Origin of the sequence: Pseudomonas sp. MYb185 (assembly GCF_002979975.1) — a bacterium.
Lineage (GTDB): Bacteria > Pseudomonadota > Gammaproteobacteria > Pseudomonadales > Pseudomonadaceae > Halopseudomonas.
Genome location: NZ_PCQD01000009.1, coordinates 41,605 through 58,163 on the forward strand (window position 1 = coordinate 41,605; position 16,559 = coordinate 58,163).

The window sequence follows — 16,559 nt, forward strand, 5'->3', positions numbered from 1 at the left end:
GACGTTCACACCCAGCCCAACCGCCGCCGCAGCCATAACCCGACCAGCAGACCCGCCAGACAGAACAACGCAAATACCCAGCCCGACAGCGCACCGGCCATGATCCCGGACAGCAGCGTGCCCACGGTGCAACCCAGCGCCAGCATGGCGCCCCACCCCATCAGTACCCCGCCCAGCAGACCGCGCAGGGACTGACCAACAGCCGGACGTTTCGGTTGCCAATCGCCAGAGATCAGCGCACTCGCCCAGGACGCCAGCACCAGAGCACTGATAAAGGCCCCGTTATTCGACAGCAGCGCCTGCTTGACCGCCGTGGCGCAGCCGGAGAACCCGTCCAACCCGTGCAGTCGACCCGGCAGCCAGCCCAGGCTATCTGCAGCCGTGCGTGAGATGCTGCCCAGTTCAGCGGTCACGCCGAGCGGCGCCACCCGCAGGTAGCAGATCACCCCCAGCGCACCAATCAGCAGACCACCAACATAGGTCGGCCAGCGCCGACGCCAGATGCGCTGACCAACCGACAGCGCTGCTGCCTCATGTGGCTGGGTCCGGGCAAAGCGCAGCAACAGCCAGGCCAGCACCGCCAGTAGCGCCAACTGCACCAGCAGCGAACCGGCATAGCCCAGTCGGCCTGGCAGCCAGATGGTCGGCGCATCGGCAATCAGCGTGAGATACAGCGGATTCCAGCTAAGGAAGCCGAGCACGAACCCCAGCAGCACGCCCAGCAGGGCAAATACCGAGGCAAAGGCGCCTTCACCCAGCCGATACAGGTGCGCGCTGATACAGGAACCGGAGATCGCCATGCCCAGACCAAACAGGCCTGCACCCAACGCCAGCACCACGCTGACCGGGCCGATATGCGCATCCGGTGGCAGACGGCCGCTGGACGGGTCCGGCACAAAGGTGCCAAACACCGCGTGATAGCCCAGGCTGCCTACTGCCAGCGCCGCCAGCAGACCGAGCAGGCCATTGGGGTCGCGGCGCTCCACATAATCCCGGGTGATGCAGAAGAAGCAGAAGCGCGAACGCTGCAGCAGCACCCCGAACACCGCCCCGGCCAATAACGAGAAGCTCAAGGCGCGCCCCGCCGGGGTCGGCTCGAACAGTAACCAGGCCCAGCCCAGAATGCCGCTGGCCAATACCAGCGCCAGCAGCAGAGCGCCGCTGGCCGGCCGGTCTGCCGTTGTGTGCTTCATCATCCGCAAGTCCTCCCTTGTATTACCAGTCTGTCCCTACACCCGGCCCACACATGGAGGGCCGGGTTCCATCCCGGCCAGCGGAGGCTCAGACAACCCCAATGGTCGAGATGGAACTCGACCCTCCAAAAAAGCCCCGGTCAGAGCAGCAATGCTGTTCACTCAAGCCGGAGCCGGGGTACTGGAAAGGTTGAAAGCACTGCGGTTACTTGCCGCCCCATACCGTGCCAGCGACATTCACCACCGGCACGCCTACGGCATTGCCGTATTCCGTCCATGAACCATCGTAGTTACGCACCTCGTAACCGAGAATCTTGCTCAGGGCGAACCAGGTATGACTGGAACGCTCACCGATGCGGCAATAGGTGATGATCGGCTCGGAACCGTCCACGCCCACCGCGGCATACACCTTGCGCAGCTCATCCGCCGACTTGAAGGTGCCGTCGGCAGCCACCGCCGAACCCCAGGGCACATTCACCGCGCCGGGAATATGCCCTGCCCGGACGGCCAGCTCCTGCACGCCGTCAGGGGCGAAGATGCGCCCGTTGAATTCATCCGGCGAGCGGATATCGATCAGCCTGGCCTGATCCTTGCCCTCGGCCACCGCGACCACATCGACAAAGCGCGCACGCAGCGCCTCGTTACGCTCACCGAGCGTGATATCACCCGCGGCATGGGCGACCTGACGGGTAGTCAGCGGGCGGCCTTCGCTTTCCCACTTGGCCCGACCACCATCCAGCAGCTTGACGTTGTCCACGCCATACACGTCGAAGATCCACGCGCCCCAGGCAGCGAACCAGTTGTTACTGTCGCCATAGAGAATCACCGTGCTGTCCTGCGATATCCCCGCCTCACGCAGCAGTTTCTGGAAGCTGTCCTGCGAGGCGATATCCCGGCGTACCGGATCGACCAGATCGGTATGCCAGTTGAAATTCACCGCGCCGGGGACATGCCCCCGCTCGTACTGGCCGGGATTGACGCTGACTTCAATAATGCGCAGATCAGCCTGATCCAGGTTCTTCTCCAGCCAGTCGGTACTCACCAGTACATCACTGGCGGCAGCCTGCGCCCCTTGCACTACTGCTGCGGCAGCCAATACCCCGGCTCCGAGCCATTGCTTGATGTTCATACCTTCTCCTTGCCTTTCAGGGTGAGCCCGTGCGGGCTGCTCAAGCTGCCGACGCCACACCGGCGCCGGTCAGTCTCCGTTCTGCCGTCAGCTGTAGACCGAGGGCGCAGGGTGCTCCCCGGTCAGCAGCCAGCGGCCGATATCCTTCTGTTTGTGATCCAGCGGGTCATGCAGCGTGTGTACCCGCACGTTGCGCCAGTAGCGGTCGAAGCCGAATTTGGCTGAGGTCGCCCGTGCGCCCATGGTTTCGAATACCTGGCTGGTGATATCCAGCGCCGCGCGGGCCGACAGCAGCTTGGCTTCGGCGATCTGCAGCGCCAGTTCACCGCGCTGCAGCGCAGTCGGATCGGAGCTTTCCCATAGCTGCTGCAGGCGCTCTGCGGCCCTGTCAGCCAATACACTGGCGGCTTGGAGTTGCGTCCATAGATCCCCCAGACGCAATTGGATAAGCACGTCCGCAGTCGGACGGTCCGCCGTCGAACCGGGCCAGCTGCGCGCCCGCTCATGGATGTAGCGCACCGCCGAGTCCAGTGCGCCCACCGCGTTGCCCAGATAGATCTGCACCAGTACCAGTTGCGAGAAACAGGTACGCAAACTCGCCCGTACCGTGCCCAGCCCCTGCTCCAGCAGATCCTTGGGGTCGACGAACACACCTTCGAAGTTCACCGTACCGCTGTCGGTCTGGCGTTGGCCGAAGCCATCCCAGTCGTCGTTGACCAGCAGGCCGTCACGCTGCGCCGGCACCACCAGAAATACCCGGTCTTCCGGACGCGGCCCGCGCGGCGCGCTGACCATCAATACGTCCGCACCCAGTGCGCCGGAGCAGAACGATTTGCTGCCGTGCAACTGGTAGTGCTCCTCTTCGCGGCGCAGCTGCAGGCCGGTATCGCGCCCATTGGTGGCATTACCCCAGAACCAGTCCTGTTCCACCGTGCGACTCAGCCACTGCTGTTGCTGCTGCGCGCTGCCGAACAACTGCAGGGTCACTACCTGCAGATGGTGAAAGGCGAACAGATGGGCCAGCGAGCTATCCACCGCCGCCAGATAGCGGGTGGTACGGTAGATCTCCGGCCAACGGCTGCCGTGACCGCCCAGGTACCGGGGAATGCTCAACCGCAGCAGTCCACTCTGGCGAATCAGCTGCTTCTCCGACTGTGCCGAACCACCCTGGCGATCCCGCTGCACGGCGCTCTCGGCCAGTTGTGCAGCCAGGGAAAGTGTGGCCTGGCGCCAGGCGTTGTCATCCAGCGCCAGCAGCCGCGGGTTGATGACCGGGGCCACTTCAAGGGACGATTGCAAGGGTGCGCTCGAGATGCTCATGTTCGCTCCTCAAGGTGCCCAGATGTCGACATCATTGGCATCCACTTTCACCGGCAGCAGTCCTTCGGCATGGAAGGTGTCAGCAATACGCTGCTGTTCAGCCAGGCTGTCGCGCTGCACCAGGCGCACTTCATAGCTGCGCTTGCGGTTGGCCACCTCGACGATTTCCGGATCCAGGCCACCCCACAGCGGCCCAAGGATGTCAGCAGCCTCTCTGGGGTTCGCCCGCAGCCATTCGCCACTCTTGCGCAGTTCCTCGAAGATGGTTGCGACAATGTCCGGGTGCTGCTGGGCGAAACTGACCGAGCTCAGGTAGTAACGCTGATAATCAGCCAGGCCGTCACTGCCATCGGCCAGCACCTGCGGGTTCAGTTGGCGCTGCGCGCTGGTCAGGAAGGGCTCCCAGACCACCCAGGCATCCACATTGCGATTCTCGAAGGCGGCACGCCCATCAGCCGGCGTCAGATAGGAAGGACGGATATCGGCAAAGCTCAGCCCGGCTTTTTTCAACGCCTGAATCAACAGGTAATGGCTGCCCGCCGCCTTGGTGACCGCCACGCGCTTGCCCTTCAGGTCGCTCAGCTGGTCGATGCCCGAATCGCTGTGCACGACAATGGCCTGGGCGGTGGGCGATGGCGCTTCCTGGGCAACATAGACCAGGCGCGCACCGGCAGCCTGGGCAAACACCGGAACGGTGTCCGCCACATCAGCGGAAAAATCCACGTTGCCCACATTCAGCGCTTCCAGCAGTGGCAGGCCGCTGGGGAATTCATGCCAGGAAACCTTGACCCCTTGCTCGCCCAGCACCTGTTCGAGGGTGCCCTGGCTGCGCAGCAGGGTGATCAAGGTGGAGGACTTCTGAAAGCCGATACGCACCGTGGTATCGGCAGCTACCGCGCCGGTGAACAGCAGGCTGGCAGCGGTAAACAGGGAAGCCAACAGCGTGCGACGCTTCCGATGCGTGGTCTTGCTTGGAGTGGACATGGGACTCTCTCTACAACGTGACAGGGATGATCCGTCTCGTCACAGAAGCAGAGCCGGATCGGGAACAAGTGAGGTTGGCCTCAATACTGTCCGGTGATCCGGTAGAACAAAGCTAAACAATCTAAAAACAGAAGAATAAATACTTTTTTGGAATTAAGTTATGCCGACTTGTCGAGGTTGGTGCGGACACCTTCTTATTCTGCAATCGAATATTAAAATCACTATTTATTCTTTTTATTCCAATCCATAGCCATGCATAGTGCTCTCATCGCCCGGCGCCCGAAGCGCGCAGGCATCCAGACAGATCACAGGAGAGCACCATGAGCATCAGACTCGGCGATATCGCCCCCGATTTCGAGCAGGACTCCAGCGAGGGCCGCATTGGTTTCCATGAATGGCTTGGCGACAGCTGGGGCATTCTGTTTTCCCACCCGGCGGATTTCACCCCGGTGTGCACCACTGAACTGGGCCTGACCGCCAAGCTGAAGGATCAGTTCGCCGAGCGCAACGTCAAGGCCATTGCCCTGTCGGTGGACCCGGTCGACTCGCACATCGAATGGATCAAGGACATCAATGAGACGCAGAACACCGTCGTCGGCTTTCCGATCATTGCCGACCATGACCGCAAGGTATCCGAGCTGTACGACCTGATCCACCCGAATGCCAACGACACCCTGACCGTTCGTTCGCTGTTCGTCATCGACCCGAACAAGAAGGTGCGCCTGACCATCACCTACCCGGCCAGCACCGGGCGCAACTTCGATGAGATCCTGCGCGTCGTTGACTCGCTGCAACTGACCGACAACTACAAGGTCGCCACCCCGGGTAACTGGAAGGATGGTGACGAAGTGGTGATAGTGCCGTCGCTGCAGGACGAGGAAGAAATCCGTCAGCGCTTCCCGGCCGGCTATCGCGCGGTGCGCCCGTACCTGCGCCTGACACCGCAACCGAACCGCAAGACTGCCTGACAGCACCCGATTTACCCCCTTTGCCGCCTGGTTTCGACCAGGCGGCTGTTTGCCTGACTTGACCTCAAGAAGGAGAAAACCATGCGATTGATATAAGAAAGGAGCCAACATGCCGCTTTCATCCTGGCGTCGACGCCTTGCCGCCGCCCTTATTGCGTTAACCCCCCTGTCCGCCTTCAGCAACACCGGCGAGGTCAGCCTCGATTATGCCTACTACTCGCCACCCAGCCTGGTAATCCGCGATCAGGGCTGGCTGGAGGAACACTTTGCCGAACAGGGTAGAAATGTAAAGTGGGTGCTGTCCCGCGGCAGCAACAACTCCCTCGAGTTTCTCAACAGTGGCGCCACGCAGTTCGCACTGACCTCCAGCATCTCAGCCTTCATCAGTCGCGCCAATGGCCAACCGGTCAAGACCGTCTACAGCTATCTATGGGCCGAACCCAGCGCCCTGGTGGTACCGGAACAGTCGGAGATCAGTGACTTCGAGGATATTCGCGGAAAACGGGTGGCCGCCACCAAGGGTACCGATCCCTATTTCTTTCTGCTGCGCGCCCTGGAGCGCCACAACCTGACTTCAAGGGATGTACGTATCGTGCATCTGCAACACCCGGAGGGACGAACCGCTCTGGAGCAAGGCCGGGTTGACATATGGGCCGGCTTGGACCCGCATATGGCGGCTTCGGAGGCAGCCGGCGCCCGGTTCCTCTACCGTAACCCTGACTTTGGCCTGGCGGCGTTCCTGAATACCAGCGAACGGGTTCTGGAGAGCCAGCCAGAGACGGTGGAAGCGGTAGTCAACGCCTATGAGCGGGCGCGCCAGTGGATCATTGATCACCCGGATCAAACCGCCGAGCTGGTCGCACGGGAAACTGGCCTGCCGGAGGAGGTGATTCGGCTGCAGCTCGCGCGCTATGACTTCAGTCGCCCCGTTCCCGGTCAGGCACATCTCGACGCCATCAGGCCGGTCGTTCCGTTACTGCAGGCAGACAACATCCTGCGCAGCACCGCGGATACCGAGGGCACTCTGACCTCGCTGCTGGCAGCAGACATCGCCCAACGTGTTGTCGAAGGCCAGGCACCATGAATACCCGTGTTCAGCCTCTCAAACGACCAGCATCGGTATGGCAGCCCGCCAGGCGACTGGTGCGTTTCACCCCGGTCGGGGTGCTGCTGCCACTGACCTTCATCCTCCTGCTGGAACTCAGCGTGTACAGCGGCTGGATTCCGGCCTATCTGATGCCCGCCCCGAGTGCGCTGGTGCTGACCTTTCATGAGCTGGCAGCCGGGCCGTTGTGGAGTCATATCCTTGCCAGTTCCCAGCGGGTTCTGCTGGGTTTTGCCATAGGCTCCGGGCTGGCAATACTGCTGGGAACCCTGGTGGGCATGAGCCGGCGTCTCGAAGCCTATCTCGACCCCACCTTCCAGGCGCTGCGAGCTGTACCGGGCCTGGCCTGGGTTCCCTTGTTACTGATCTGGCTCGGCATTGATGAAGTATCCAAGGTTACCCTCATTGCCATAGGTTCCTTCTTCCCGGTGTACATGAACATGGTGGCGGGCGTACGCAATGTGGATCGCAAGCTCGTCGAAGTGGGGGCTCAGCTCGGCTTCTGCCAGGCGACATTGATGCGCCGGATCATGGTACCGGCCGCCCTGCCCTACCTTTTCACTGGTTTGCGCAACGGCCTGTCGATGGCCTGGCTGTGCGTGGTCGCCGCTGAGTTGCTGGCCGCCACTGAAGGCATTGGCTACCTGCTTACCGACGGGCGGGAGGTGTCCCGTCCTGATCTGGTACTGACCGCCATCATCACTCTAGCCCTGATGGGCAAGCTGACCGACAGCCTGTTGAAGCATGCAGAAAAACGCATGCTGCGTTGGCGGGACAGTTTCTCGGGACAGGAGCAGAAACCATGAGCGCGCTGCTACGTCTGCACAATATCCGAAAATCCTTTGCCGAACTCACGGTACTGGACAACGTCAGCCTGGCACTGGCTGCGGGAGAAATCGTCAGCCTGCTGGGACCCAGTGGTTGCGGCAAGAGCACCCTGCTGCGTATCGCCGCCGGACTCGATGCGCACTTTGAAGGGGAGCTGGAACGCAATCCCTTATTGGATTTCGGCTCCAGCTCCGGCATTGGAGTGGTGTTCCAGGAACCGCGTCTGATGCCCTGGCTCAGCGTGGCGGAAAACATCGGCTTCGTTGATGGACGCAAGGCCGATCACCGTTGGACTCAGCAACTGCTCCATGACGTCGGGCTGGAGGGCCGGGGTGAAGCCCTGCCCAAGCAGCTGTCCGGCGGCATGGCCCAGCGCGTGGCCATCGCCCGGGGCCTCTATGGCCGTCCTCAGGTGCTGCTGCTGGATGAACCATTCAGCGCGGTGGATGCCTTCACCCGAATGAAGCTGCAGGACCTGGTGATCAAGCTGGCGGCCCAGTACGACATCAGTGTGCTGATGGTGACCCATGATCTGGATGAGGCGGTATACCTGAGCGACAGGGTAATCATCCTCGGCGGACAACCCAGCCGGATCGTGGCCGAGCTGGCTGTGCCTCTTGCCCATCCCCGAGACCGTCGAGCGGTAGAGCTGGCCTTCCTCAAGGGCGAGGCCCTGACGGCACTGTATCAGCAACCCACTTAGAACAAAAAAGAATTATAAAATGAAAACATATGATTTCAGGTAATACATGTCTCCTGATAATGTTGCATCCACTTGGGAACAATATGACTTTTAGAACCGATCAATATAAGGAATGCCTTTCATGCTGGTTGTAACCATTGGCGGCAGCCCAAGCCAACGATCCCGCACCGGTCTATTGCTGGATAGGGCTGGACACTGGCTGGAGCAACGCGGCATCGAGCGGGTGCACTTTGATATTCACCAGTTCGATCCTGCCGATCTGCTGCTGGCCCGTTTCGATAGCCCCGCTATCCGCCACCTTGCTGACCAGGTCAGCCGGGCGGATGGCCTGATTGTCGGCACGCCAGTGTACAAGGCGTCCTTCTCCGGGGCACTCAAGGTGCTGTTGGACCTGCTGCCGGAACGGGCCTTGAGCCACAAGGTGGTGCTGCCCATCGCCACCGGCGGTACCCCGACCCACATGCTGGCGGTCGACTATGCGCTGAAGCCGGTGCTGGCCGCACTCAAGGCGCAGGAAACCCTGCACGGTGTGTTCGCTACCGACAACCAGATCCAGTATGGCGAGCCGCCGACATTCGATGATCAGTTGCTGCTACGACTCCAGGAAGCGCTGGAGTATTTCGCCGCAGCGCTGGCCCGCCGGCCGGCGCCGATTGATCCCAAGCTGTTGAATGACCGATTGATCAACGCTCACTGGAGCATTTGACCACGTAATAGGCCGGTCACGGCCACCCGCCTTACTCTCCCGCCAACGGGTCAGCAGGCTACCAACACCACACGCAAAGGAGACGACCATGAAACAGGTCACTTTGCGCCGGGGATTGGCAGCGCTACTGACCGCTGCCCTTGCCTTCGGCGCTGTAACACAAGCCACTGCCGACACCCTGCGTATCGGCTATCAGAAATACGGCACCCTGACCCTGCTGCGGGCCAGTGGCGCCCTTGACCAGCGGCTGGCCGAACAGGGCGTGAATGTCACCTGGACCGAGTTTCCCGCTGGCCCGCAACTGCTCGAAGGCCTGAATGTCGGTGCGGTGGACTTCGGCACCACCGGTGAAACCCCGCCGGTATTCGCCCAGGCGGCGGGCGCGGACCTGCTGTATGTTGCCCATGAACCGCCGGCGCCCACCGGCGAAGCGATATTGCTGCCGAAGGACTCACCGATCCAGAGCGTAGCCGAGCTCAAGGGCAAGAAGATCGTCCTGAACAAGGGCTCGAATGTGCACTACCTGCTGGTTCGCGCGCTGGAAGACGCCGGGCTGAGCATCACCGATATCACCCCCATCTACCTGCCTCCGGCTGATGCCCGCGCGGCATTCGAACGTGGCTCGGTGGATGCCTGGGTCATCTGGGATCCCTTCCAGGCAGCCGCCGAGCAACAGATCGGCGCGCGCACCCTGATCGACGGCAGCGGGCTGGTCAGCAACCACCAGTTCTATCTGTCGACCGGCTCCTACGCCCAGGCCAACCCCGAGGTGATCCAGATCCTGATCGAGGAAATCGATGCCATCGGCCAATGGACGCTGGACAACATCGATGAGGCTACCGCGCAACTTGCGCCGGTCATTGGCCTGAACCCGGACATCACCCGCACCGCGATCCAACGCCAGAGCTATGGCACCCGCCTGATCAGTCCGGAGGTCGCCAAGGCGCAGCAGGACATCGCCGACACCTTCCATTCGCTCAAGCTGATTCCGAAGAAGGTGGATATCAGCAAGGTGATCTGGACACCGCAGATCGAGACGGCGAAGGCGCCTTGAGAACCGATGGATTGCCGCGCCCTTCGGGCTCGCAATGACGGAGTGGGGGAAGGCAGCCATATCACAGTCTGCCGGCACCCACTTTCACCATGGCAATGGCAGGGAGGACCAGGGCGCCCAACCCCTTGCTCGTCATTGCGAGCTGCGCAGCAGCGTGGCAATCCATCGCACCTGACCACATATGCATCACAACAGCTGGAGAATGAAACATGTCACTGAATATCTTCTGGTTCCTGCCGACCCACGGCGACGGCCGCTACCTGGGTACCACGCAGGGTGCACGGGCAGTGGACCACAGCTACCTGCAGCAGATCGCCCAGGCCGCCGACAAGCTCGGCTACGGCGGGGTGCTGATTCCCACTGGCCGCTCCTGCGAGGACTCCTGGCTGGTGGCAGCGTCACTGATCCCGGTCACCCAGCGGCTGAAGTTCCTGGTCGCGCTGCGCCCCGGGATCATTTCCCCCACGGTTGCGGCGCGTCAGGCGGCCACGCTGGATCGGCTGTCCAATGGCCGCGCCCTGTTCAACCTGGTCACCGGCGGTGATCCGGATGAGCTGGCCGGTGATGGCCTCAACCTCAGCCATACCGAACGCTACGAAGCGTCCGTCGAATTCACCCGCATCTGGCGCCGGGTGCTGGAAGGCGAAACCGTGGACTATGACGGCAAGCATATCCAGGTCAAGGGTGCCAAACTGCTGTTCCCGCCGGTGCAGCAGCCACGCCCGCCACTGTACTTTGGCGGCTCCTCCGAGGCCGCGCAGGACCTGGCGGCCGAGCAGGTCGAGCTGTACCTGACCTGGGGTGAACCACCAGCTGCCGTTGCGGAGAAGATCGCCCAGGTGCGGGAAAAGGCCGCCAGGCAGGGCCGCAGCGTGCGCTTCGGTATCCGTCTGCATGTGATCGTACGCGAAACCAACGAAGAGGCCTGGCAGGCGGCCGACAAGCTGATTGCCCACCTGGACGATGACACCATCAGCCGCGCCCAGGCCTCGCTGGCACGCTTCGACTCCGTCGGCCAGCAACGCATGGCTGCCCTGCACGGTGGCAACAAGGACAACCTCGAGGTCAGCCCGAACCTGTGGGCGGGCGTGGGTCTGGTACGTGGTGGCGCGGGTACCGCGCTGGTAGGTGATGGCCCGACGGTAGCGGCGCGGGTGAAGGAGTATGCCGAGCTGGGTATCGATACCTTCATCTTCTCCGGCTATCCGCATCTGGAAGAGTCCTACCGGGTGGCCGAACTGCTGTTCCCGCATCTGGAACTGGCGCAACCCGAGCAGCCAAGCGGCAAGCAGTACATCAGCCCGTTCGGTGAGATGCTGGCCAACGACATCCTGCCCAAAGCCGCTGCGCAGAGCTGAGGACGCGATGATGAGAACCTCCGATCAATGGCTGGAGCGGCTGGCACCACTGGCTCTACCCATCCTGCTGCTGGCGGCCTGGCAGATATCCGTCAGCACCGGCTGGCTGTCCAGCCGTATTCTGCCCTCGCCCACGGCGGTCCTGGCTGCCGGCTGGGCGCTACTGCAAAGCGGGGAGATCTGGTCTCACCTGGCGATCAGCAGCTGGCGCGCCGGGGTCGGTCTGGCTATCGGTGGCGGGCTCGGCCTGGTGCTGGGCTTTATCTCCGGCCTGTCACGCTGGGGCGAGCGCTTCCTCGACAGCTCGGTACAGATGATCCGCAATATTCCACACCTGGCACTGATTCCTCTGGTGATCCTGTGGTTCGGCATCGATGAGTCGGCGAAGGTTTTTCTGGTCGCACTGGGTTCGCTGTTCCCGATCTATCTCAATACCTACCACGGCATTCGTAACGTCGATGCCGGCTTGGTAGAGATGTCACGCAGCTATGGCCTGTCCGGCTTCAGCCTGTTCTGGCAGGTGATCCTGCCCGGCGCCCTGCCCTCGATCCTGGTTGGGCTGCGTTTCGCCCTCGGGTTCATGTGGCTGACGCTGATCGTTGCCGAGACCATTTCCGCCAGTTCGGGGATCGGCTATCTGGCGATGAACGCCCGCGAATTCCTGCAAACCGATGTGGTGGTGCTGGCGATCGTGCTGTACGCCCTGCTCGGCAAGCTGGCCGACACCGCCGCCCGCCTGCTGGAGCGGCTGTGGCTGCGCTGGCACCCGGCCTATCAGAAAAAAGGAGCCAAGGCATGACCGCCCAACAGCCACCCCGGCCGAAGAACGGCACTGCGCTGACGGTGCAGGCGCTGAGCAAGTCCTTTGGTGACCTGCAGGTATTGAACAACATCGATCTGGAGATTCCCGCTGGCCAGTTCGTCGCCGTGGTCGGTCGCAGCGGCTGCGGCAAGAGCACCCTGCTGCGGCTACTGGCCGGGCTGGATCAGGCCAGCAGCGGCGAGTTGCTGGCCGGCAGTACAGCTCTGGCGGACAACCGCGCCGACACCCGCCTGATGTTCCAGGATTCGCGGCTGCTGCCGTGGAAAAAGGTCATCGACAACGTGGGCCTGGGTCTCAAGGGCGACTGGCGTCCCAAAGCCTTCGAGGCCCTGAGAGCGGTAGGCCTGGCGGACCGGGCCTGGCAATGGCCGGCCACCCTGTCCGGTGGTCAGAAGCAACGCGTGGCCCTGGCTCGCGCGCTGATCCATCAGCCGCGCCTGCTGTTGCTAGACGAACCGCTCGGAGCGCTGGATGCACTGACCCGGATCGAAATGCAACAACTGATCGAAAGCCTCTGGCAGCAGCATGGCTTCACCGTGCTGCTGGTCACCCACGATGTCAGCGAAGCAGTCAGTGTCGCTGATCGGGTGATCCTGATCGAAGAGGGCGAGATCGGCCTGGATCTGACCATCGACGTACCCCGACCCCGGGCCCATGGCTCCTTCCGCCTGGCGCAGCTGGAAGCCCAGGTCCTCGACCGGGTTCTGGCCAGGCCGGGCAATCCCGAACAGCCGGAAAAACTATCACCCCTGCCCACGCAACTGCGCTGGGCACTCTAACTCCCATCAAGTAAAAGGAACCACCAACATGACCATTCAAGCCATCAACGTACGCAACCAGTTCAAGGGCCACATCCGCGAGATTCTGCGCGGAGACGTCCTCTCGGAAATCGACGTGCAGACCGCCGCTGGCATCGTTACCTCGGTGATCACCACCCGCTCGGTGGATGAGCTGGATCTCAAGATCGGCTCGGAAGTGATCGCCTTCGTGAAATCGACGGAGGTGTCGATCGCCAAGTTGTGAGGTCGTTTTCCCCCTCTCCCCCGCAAGGGGAGAGGGGGAACCACAGACCACCTCAGAACCTGAACACCGCCGCCGCCCCGGATTCACCCGGCAACAGTCCCGAAGGCACCACTACCACCTCGGCGCCATTCTGCACCGCCTTGGGAATCAACTGGTCGAGTACATCGGCGCCTGTCCCTGCCGCCTTGTCATCGCCATCGGTTTCATACAGATCGACCGCACCACTTTGCTGGTTGACCACCCCGGGCAGGTTGCGCCCCGACTCGACCAGCAGTACCGAAACCCGCCCCGCGTACACTGCCTCGCCGATCTGCGCGACGTTCTCGCATGCCAGTTGCTTGCCCTGGGCGGTGCCATAGCGCTCCAGCACCTTATCCAGCCAGGCGTTGTAGCGTTTGCTCATGATCTCGCCGCAATGCTGACGCAGCGCGGCGGCATCAATCAGCGACGGGTCCATCGCCACGCCTTCATCCAGCAGTTGAGCATTGTGGCTGATGGCACGGAAGGCCGCCTGGTTGCGCGGCAACGCGGCCAGGATCAGGGGCAGTCCCGAGCGGCGCGAGTGGTGCTCGGCAATGGCCTTGTCGATGGCGCGGAAGTAGCGCTCGCGGTCGATATCGATTTCATCCTGTTTGCCGCCACCACCGGACTCATGCATGGTCATGCCGCCGGTCTTTTCCGCAGCCCGGCTGAAGCCATCAGGATGCCCGGACTGGTTCTTCTCGGTCAGTTCCGAGCCCAGCGCCTGCTCCAGGCTGCGCGGCACGGCCGGATGCAGTTCGACTTCATGCAGCACATCCTGGTCCCCCTCGCACAGGCGCACCGCATCGCGGGTCACGCAGAGCACCTGGAAGGCCCCCGCAGACTGGCTGATACGCAGCAATGGCTTGAGATAGGGCTGCCGGTCCACCCGAACCTGTTCCGCCACGGGCTGGTGCAGGGAGAACACCTGGAACAGATTGTCGCTGCCCACGATCGCCAGACCGCTGCGCGGGCTGTTCCACAACCGGTCGTCGCCCAGCAGGGCCTCGAAGGGTTCGAGCAGGTCGTGCGGCGCTGCGGCGCCGGAAGCGAGATCCAGTTGCTCACGCAGTTGACGCAACAGATTGCGGTAGCGGATCGGGTTCTGTTCGCGTCCGGGGAAAGTGCGCTCCATGGGCATGTAAAGCGAGAGGAAGGTGTGGTGGCCTTGCTGTTTCAGCAGTTCCGACAATGCCGATTGCGTGATGTGTTCGTACATGGCAGTACCTCGCATCGTGGTTGGACATGCCGTTCCGCCAGGCGGAACGGGGGCTATGGCGTCCCATACCTGTTACGACGAGCATAAGCGCGAGGGAGTTCAGACAGAACGATGCCGGGACGCGCCAAGGCACCCGCGCTGCCGCCCGTCTTCCGGGATATGGATCCGTTACGCGTTCGTGGCCCGGTTCGGGCTTGGCGCGACGCTCTGGAGTGCTACCATGGGGGCATTCTCCGCAACCCAGCCTATATCATGAAACGAGATCACGACTGGCAGCTCGACGGCATCGTCAAACAGCTGCACGAGGCCCGCTCCGAATGGCGCTCAGCACAAGGACGCACCCATGAACCCGGGGACCGGGAGCTTCCCTCACGTACCGTAATGAAGGGAATCATCGAGGCACTGGCCGGGGCGCTGTTTCCCATGCGCCTGGGGCCAGCCGACCTGCGCAAGGCCAATGAGGACTTCTACGTCGGCCACACCCTGGACCTGGCGCTCAACGCGCTATTGCAGCAGGCGGTACTGGAACTGCGTCATGCCAACCGCAAGCAGCCGGTACAGCATGAGGAGCTCGTGCAGCAGGCCAGGGATACGGTCAGGCGCTTTGCCGCCGCCCTGCCCTGCCTGCGCCGGCTGCTCGATACGGATGTGATGGCCGCCTATCACGGTGACCCGGCGGCCAAGTCGGTGGATGAGGTGCTGCTGTGCTATCCAGGGGTCATGGCGGTGATCCATCACCGTCTGGCTCATCTGCTGTATCGCGAGGGGCTGACCCTGCTGGCCCGGATCATCAGTGAGCTGGCCCATTCCGATACGGGAATCGATATCCATCCCGGCGCGCAGATCGGCCCGAGCTTCTTCATCGACCATGGTACCGGTGTGGTGATCGGGGAGACTGCGGTCATCGGCGAGCGGGTGCGCATCTACCAAGCGGTCACCCTGGGCGCCAAGCGCTTCGAGTCGGATGACCAGGGCAAGCTGCTCAAGGGGCAGCCACGTCACCCGATCGTCGAGGATGACGTGGTCATCTATGCCGGTGCCACCATCCTCGGACGCATCACCATCGGTGCCGGCTCCATCATCGGCGGCAATGTGTGGGTGACTCGCAGCCTGCCGCCGGGCAGCAACGTGTCCCAGGCCAGCCTGAAGAACCAGTCGGCGAGCACGCAATAGAGACCCTCAGCCGGGCAGATTGCCCTGCTGTACGGTCTCGCCGCCCTGCCACAGGCGCCACTCGCCCGGCTGGTAGGCATGCCATTGCTCATTGCTGGTCAGCGGTTCGGTAGCGATCACGGTCACCACGTCATTCGGCGTGGTGTGTTCCTGAAAGTCCACCACCAACTCCACATCGCTCAGTTGTGCTGGCCCGAAGGGCGCACGCCGGGTGATCCAGGCCAGTTTGCTGGTGCACAGGGTGAACAGCCATTCGCCGTTGCTCAGCAGCAGGTTGCACACGCCACGGGCCGCGTAGTCCGCGCAGGCCTGGGTCAGGCAGTCGAGGATCTCGGCCTGGCTCGGCTGCTGCACGAAGCGGGCACGCAGGCGGTTCAGCAGATCGCAGAATATCGCTTCGCTGTCGGTGTTACCCACGGGTTGAAACGGTCCGTCCCCGGCGGCGAAATCACTGATCTGACCGTTATGGGCGAAGGTCCAGTACTGCCCCCACAGTTCACGGGTAAACGGATGGGTATTGGCCAGGCTGACCCGGCCGACATTGGCCTGGCGGATATGGCAGATCACATTTTCCGACTTGATCGGGTAACTCTCGATCAATTGTGCAACGGCCGAGCTGTGACAGGGCGCCGGGTCATGGAAACAGCGCACGCCACGCCCCTCGTAGAAGGCCACACCCCAGCCATCGCAATGCGGCCCGGTTCGACCACCGCGCTGCATCAGCCCGGAAAAGCTGAAGCAGATATCCGTTGGTACGTTGGCACTCATGCCCATCAATTCACACATCGATTTCCCCTTGCTGGCCCTATCGGTGTGGCAATCCGCTAGAATTGCACGCACCAGGGACATGGTACTGCAAACACGGTCAATCGACCTCACTCGCAGACCTGAAGACAAACTCATCGCCATCCAGCGATTGGCTCAGAGGCTGGTATCGCACTGGCAGTTGGGC

At 62.4% G+C, this 16,559-nt stretch carries 17 protein-coding genes; 11 read left to right on the forward strand and 6 right to left on the reverse strand.

From position 1 onward, the window contains the following. Positions 1–5: 5 nt before the first annotated feature. From CQ007_RS14240 to CQ007_RS14255, 4 genes are all read right to left on the reverse strand, one after another. Positions 6–1,196, reverse strand: coding sequence for a YeeE/YedE family protein (locus CQ007_RS14240; RefSeq protein WP_256582296.1), 1,191 nt, complete (start codon positions 1,194–1,196; stop codon positions 6–8). A gap of 202 nt (positions 1,197–1,398) precedes the next feature. Beyond that, complete coding sequence (locus CQ007_RS14245) at positions 1,399–2,322, reverse strand: sulfurtransferase (RefSeq protein WP_105646503.1); 924 nt, start codon at positions 2,320–2,322, stop codon at positions 1,399–1,401. An 87-nt stretch (positions 2,323–2,409) separates the two neighbouring features. Further along, positions 2,410–3,642, reverse strand: coding sequence for an acyl-CoA dehydrogenase family protein (locus tag CQ007_RS14250; protein WP_105646504.1), 1,233 nt, complete (start codon positions 3,640–3,642; stop codon positions 2,410–2,412). 9 nt (positions 3,643–3,651) lie between these two features. Next, complete coding sequence (locus CQ007_RS14255) at positions 3,652–4,626, reverse strand: aliphatic sulfonate ABC transporter substrate-binding protein (protein ID WP_105646505.1); 975 nt, start codon at positions 4,624–4,626, stop codon at positions 3,652–3,654. 320 nt (positions 4,627–4,946) lie between these two features. Here CQ007_RS14255 and CQ007_RS14260 point away from each other — a divergent pair, with 320 nt between their 5' ends. From CQ007_RS14260 to CQ007_RS14305, 10 genes are all read left to right on the forward strand, one after another. Then, positions 4,947–5,594, forward strand: coding sequence for a peroxiredoxin (locus CQ007_RS14260; RefSeq protein WP_105646506.1), 648 nt, complete (start codon positions 4,947–4,949; stop codon positions 5,592–5,594). A gap of 109 nt (positions 5,595–5,703) precedes the next feature. Continuing rightward, positions 5,704–6,678 carry an aliphatic sulfonate ABC transporter substrate-binding protein gene (locus CQ007_RS14265; RefSeq protein WP_105646507.1) on the forward strand — a complete coding sequence of 325 codons (975 nt, stop codon included), beginning with the start codon at positions 5,704–5,706 and terminating at the stop codon, positions 6,676–6,678. Further along, on the forward strand, positions 6,675–7,505 hold the full coding sequence (locus CQ007_RS14270) for an ABC transporter permease (RefSeq protein WP_105646508.1): 831 nt from the start codon (positions 6,675–6,677) through the stop codon (positions 7,503–7,505). The genes CQ007_RS14265 and CQ007_RS14270 overlap by 4 nt, the downstream gene beginning before the upstream one ends. Next, a complete protein-coding gene (locus tag CQ007_RS14275) occupies positions 7,502–8,230 on the forward strand; it encodes an ABC transporter ATP-binding protein (protein WP_105646509.1) in 729 nt (242 codons plus the stop codon). The genes CQ007_RS14270 and CQ007_RS14275 overlap by 4 nt, the downstream gene beginning before the upstream one ends. 121 nt (positions 8,231–8,351) lie before the next feature. After that, positions 8,352–8,936 (forward strand): NADPH-dependent FMN reductase, encoded by a 585-nt coding sequence (gene ssuE, locus CQ007_RS14280; protein WP_105646510.1) that lies wholly within the window; start codon positions 8,352–8,354, stop codon positions 8,934–8,936. Between the two features lie 88 nt (positions 8,937–9,024). Further along, on the forward strand, positions 9,025–9,990 hold the full coding sequence (locus CQ007_RS14285) for a sulfonate ABC transporter substrate-binding protein (RefSeq protein WP_105646511.1): 966 nt from the start codon (positions 9,025–9,027) through the stop codon (positions 9,988–9,990). A gap of 209 nt (positions 9,991–10,199) precedes the next feature. Further along, entirely contained in the window at positions 10,200–11,348 is a 1,149-nt protein-coding gene (ssuD, locus tag CQ007_RS14290) for an FMNH2-dependent alkanesulfonate monooxygenase (RefSeq protein ID WP_105646512.1), read from the forward strand. Between the two features lie 10 nt (positions 11,349–11,358). After that, complete coding sequence (ssuC, locus tag CQ007_RS14295; protein WP_105646571.1) at positions 11,359–12,147, forward strand: aliphatic sulfonate ABC transporter permease SsuC; 789 nt, start codon at positions 11,359–11,361, stop codon at positions 12,145–12,147. Further along, positions 12,144–12,950, forward strand: a complete 807-nt coding sequence (ssuB, locus tag CQ007_RS14300; RefSeq protein WP_105646513.1) for an aliphatic sulfonates ABC transporter ATP-binding protein — start codon at positions 12,144–12,146, stop codon at positions 12,948–12,950. The genes ssuC and ssuB overlap by 4 nt, the downstream gene beginning before the upstream one ends. Positions 12,951–12,978: 28 nt before the next feature. Next, positions 12,979–13,194 carry a molybdopterin-binding protein gene (locus CQ007_RS14305; RefSeq protein ID WP_105646514.1) on the forward strand — a complete coding sequence of 72 codons (216 nt, stop codon included), beginning with the start codon at positions 12,979–12,981 and terminating at the stop codon, positions 13,192–13,194. A gap of 52 nt (positions 13,195–13,246) precedes the next feature. On the opposite strand, the gene CQ007_RS14310 is transcribed toward CQ007_RS14305, so the two are convergent. After that, positions 13,247–14,434, reverse strand: coding sequence for a hypothetical protein (locus tag CQ007_RS14310; RefSeq protein ID WP_105646515.1), 1,188 nt, complete (start codon positions 14,432–14,434; stop codon positions 13,247–13,249). A 249-nt stretch (positions 14,435–14,683) separates the two neighbouring features. Here CQ007_RS14310 and epsC point away from each other — a divergent pair, with 249 nt between their 5' ends. Next, complete coding sequence (gene epsC / locus CQ007_RS14315) at positions 14,684–15,607, forward strand: serine O-acetyltransferase EpsC (protein WP_371919836.1); 924 nt, start codon at positions 14,684–14,686, stop codon at positions 15,605–15,607. A 6-nt stretch (positions 15,608–15,613) separates the two neighbouring features. On the opposite strand, the gene CQ007_RS14320 is transcribed toward epsC, so the two are convergent. Continuing rightward, the gene (locus CQ007_RS14320) at positions 15,614–16,393 is read right to left on the reverse strand and encodes a class II glutamine amidotransferase (RefSeq protein ID WP_105646516.1); all 780 of its coding nucleotides are present in this window, start codon (positions 16,391–16,393) and stop codon (positions 15,614–15,616) included. Positions 16,394–16,559: the final 166 nt, after the last annotated feature.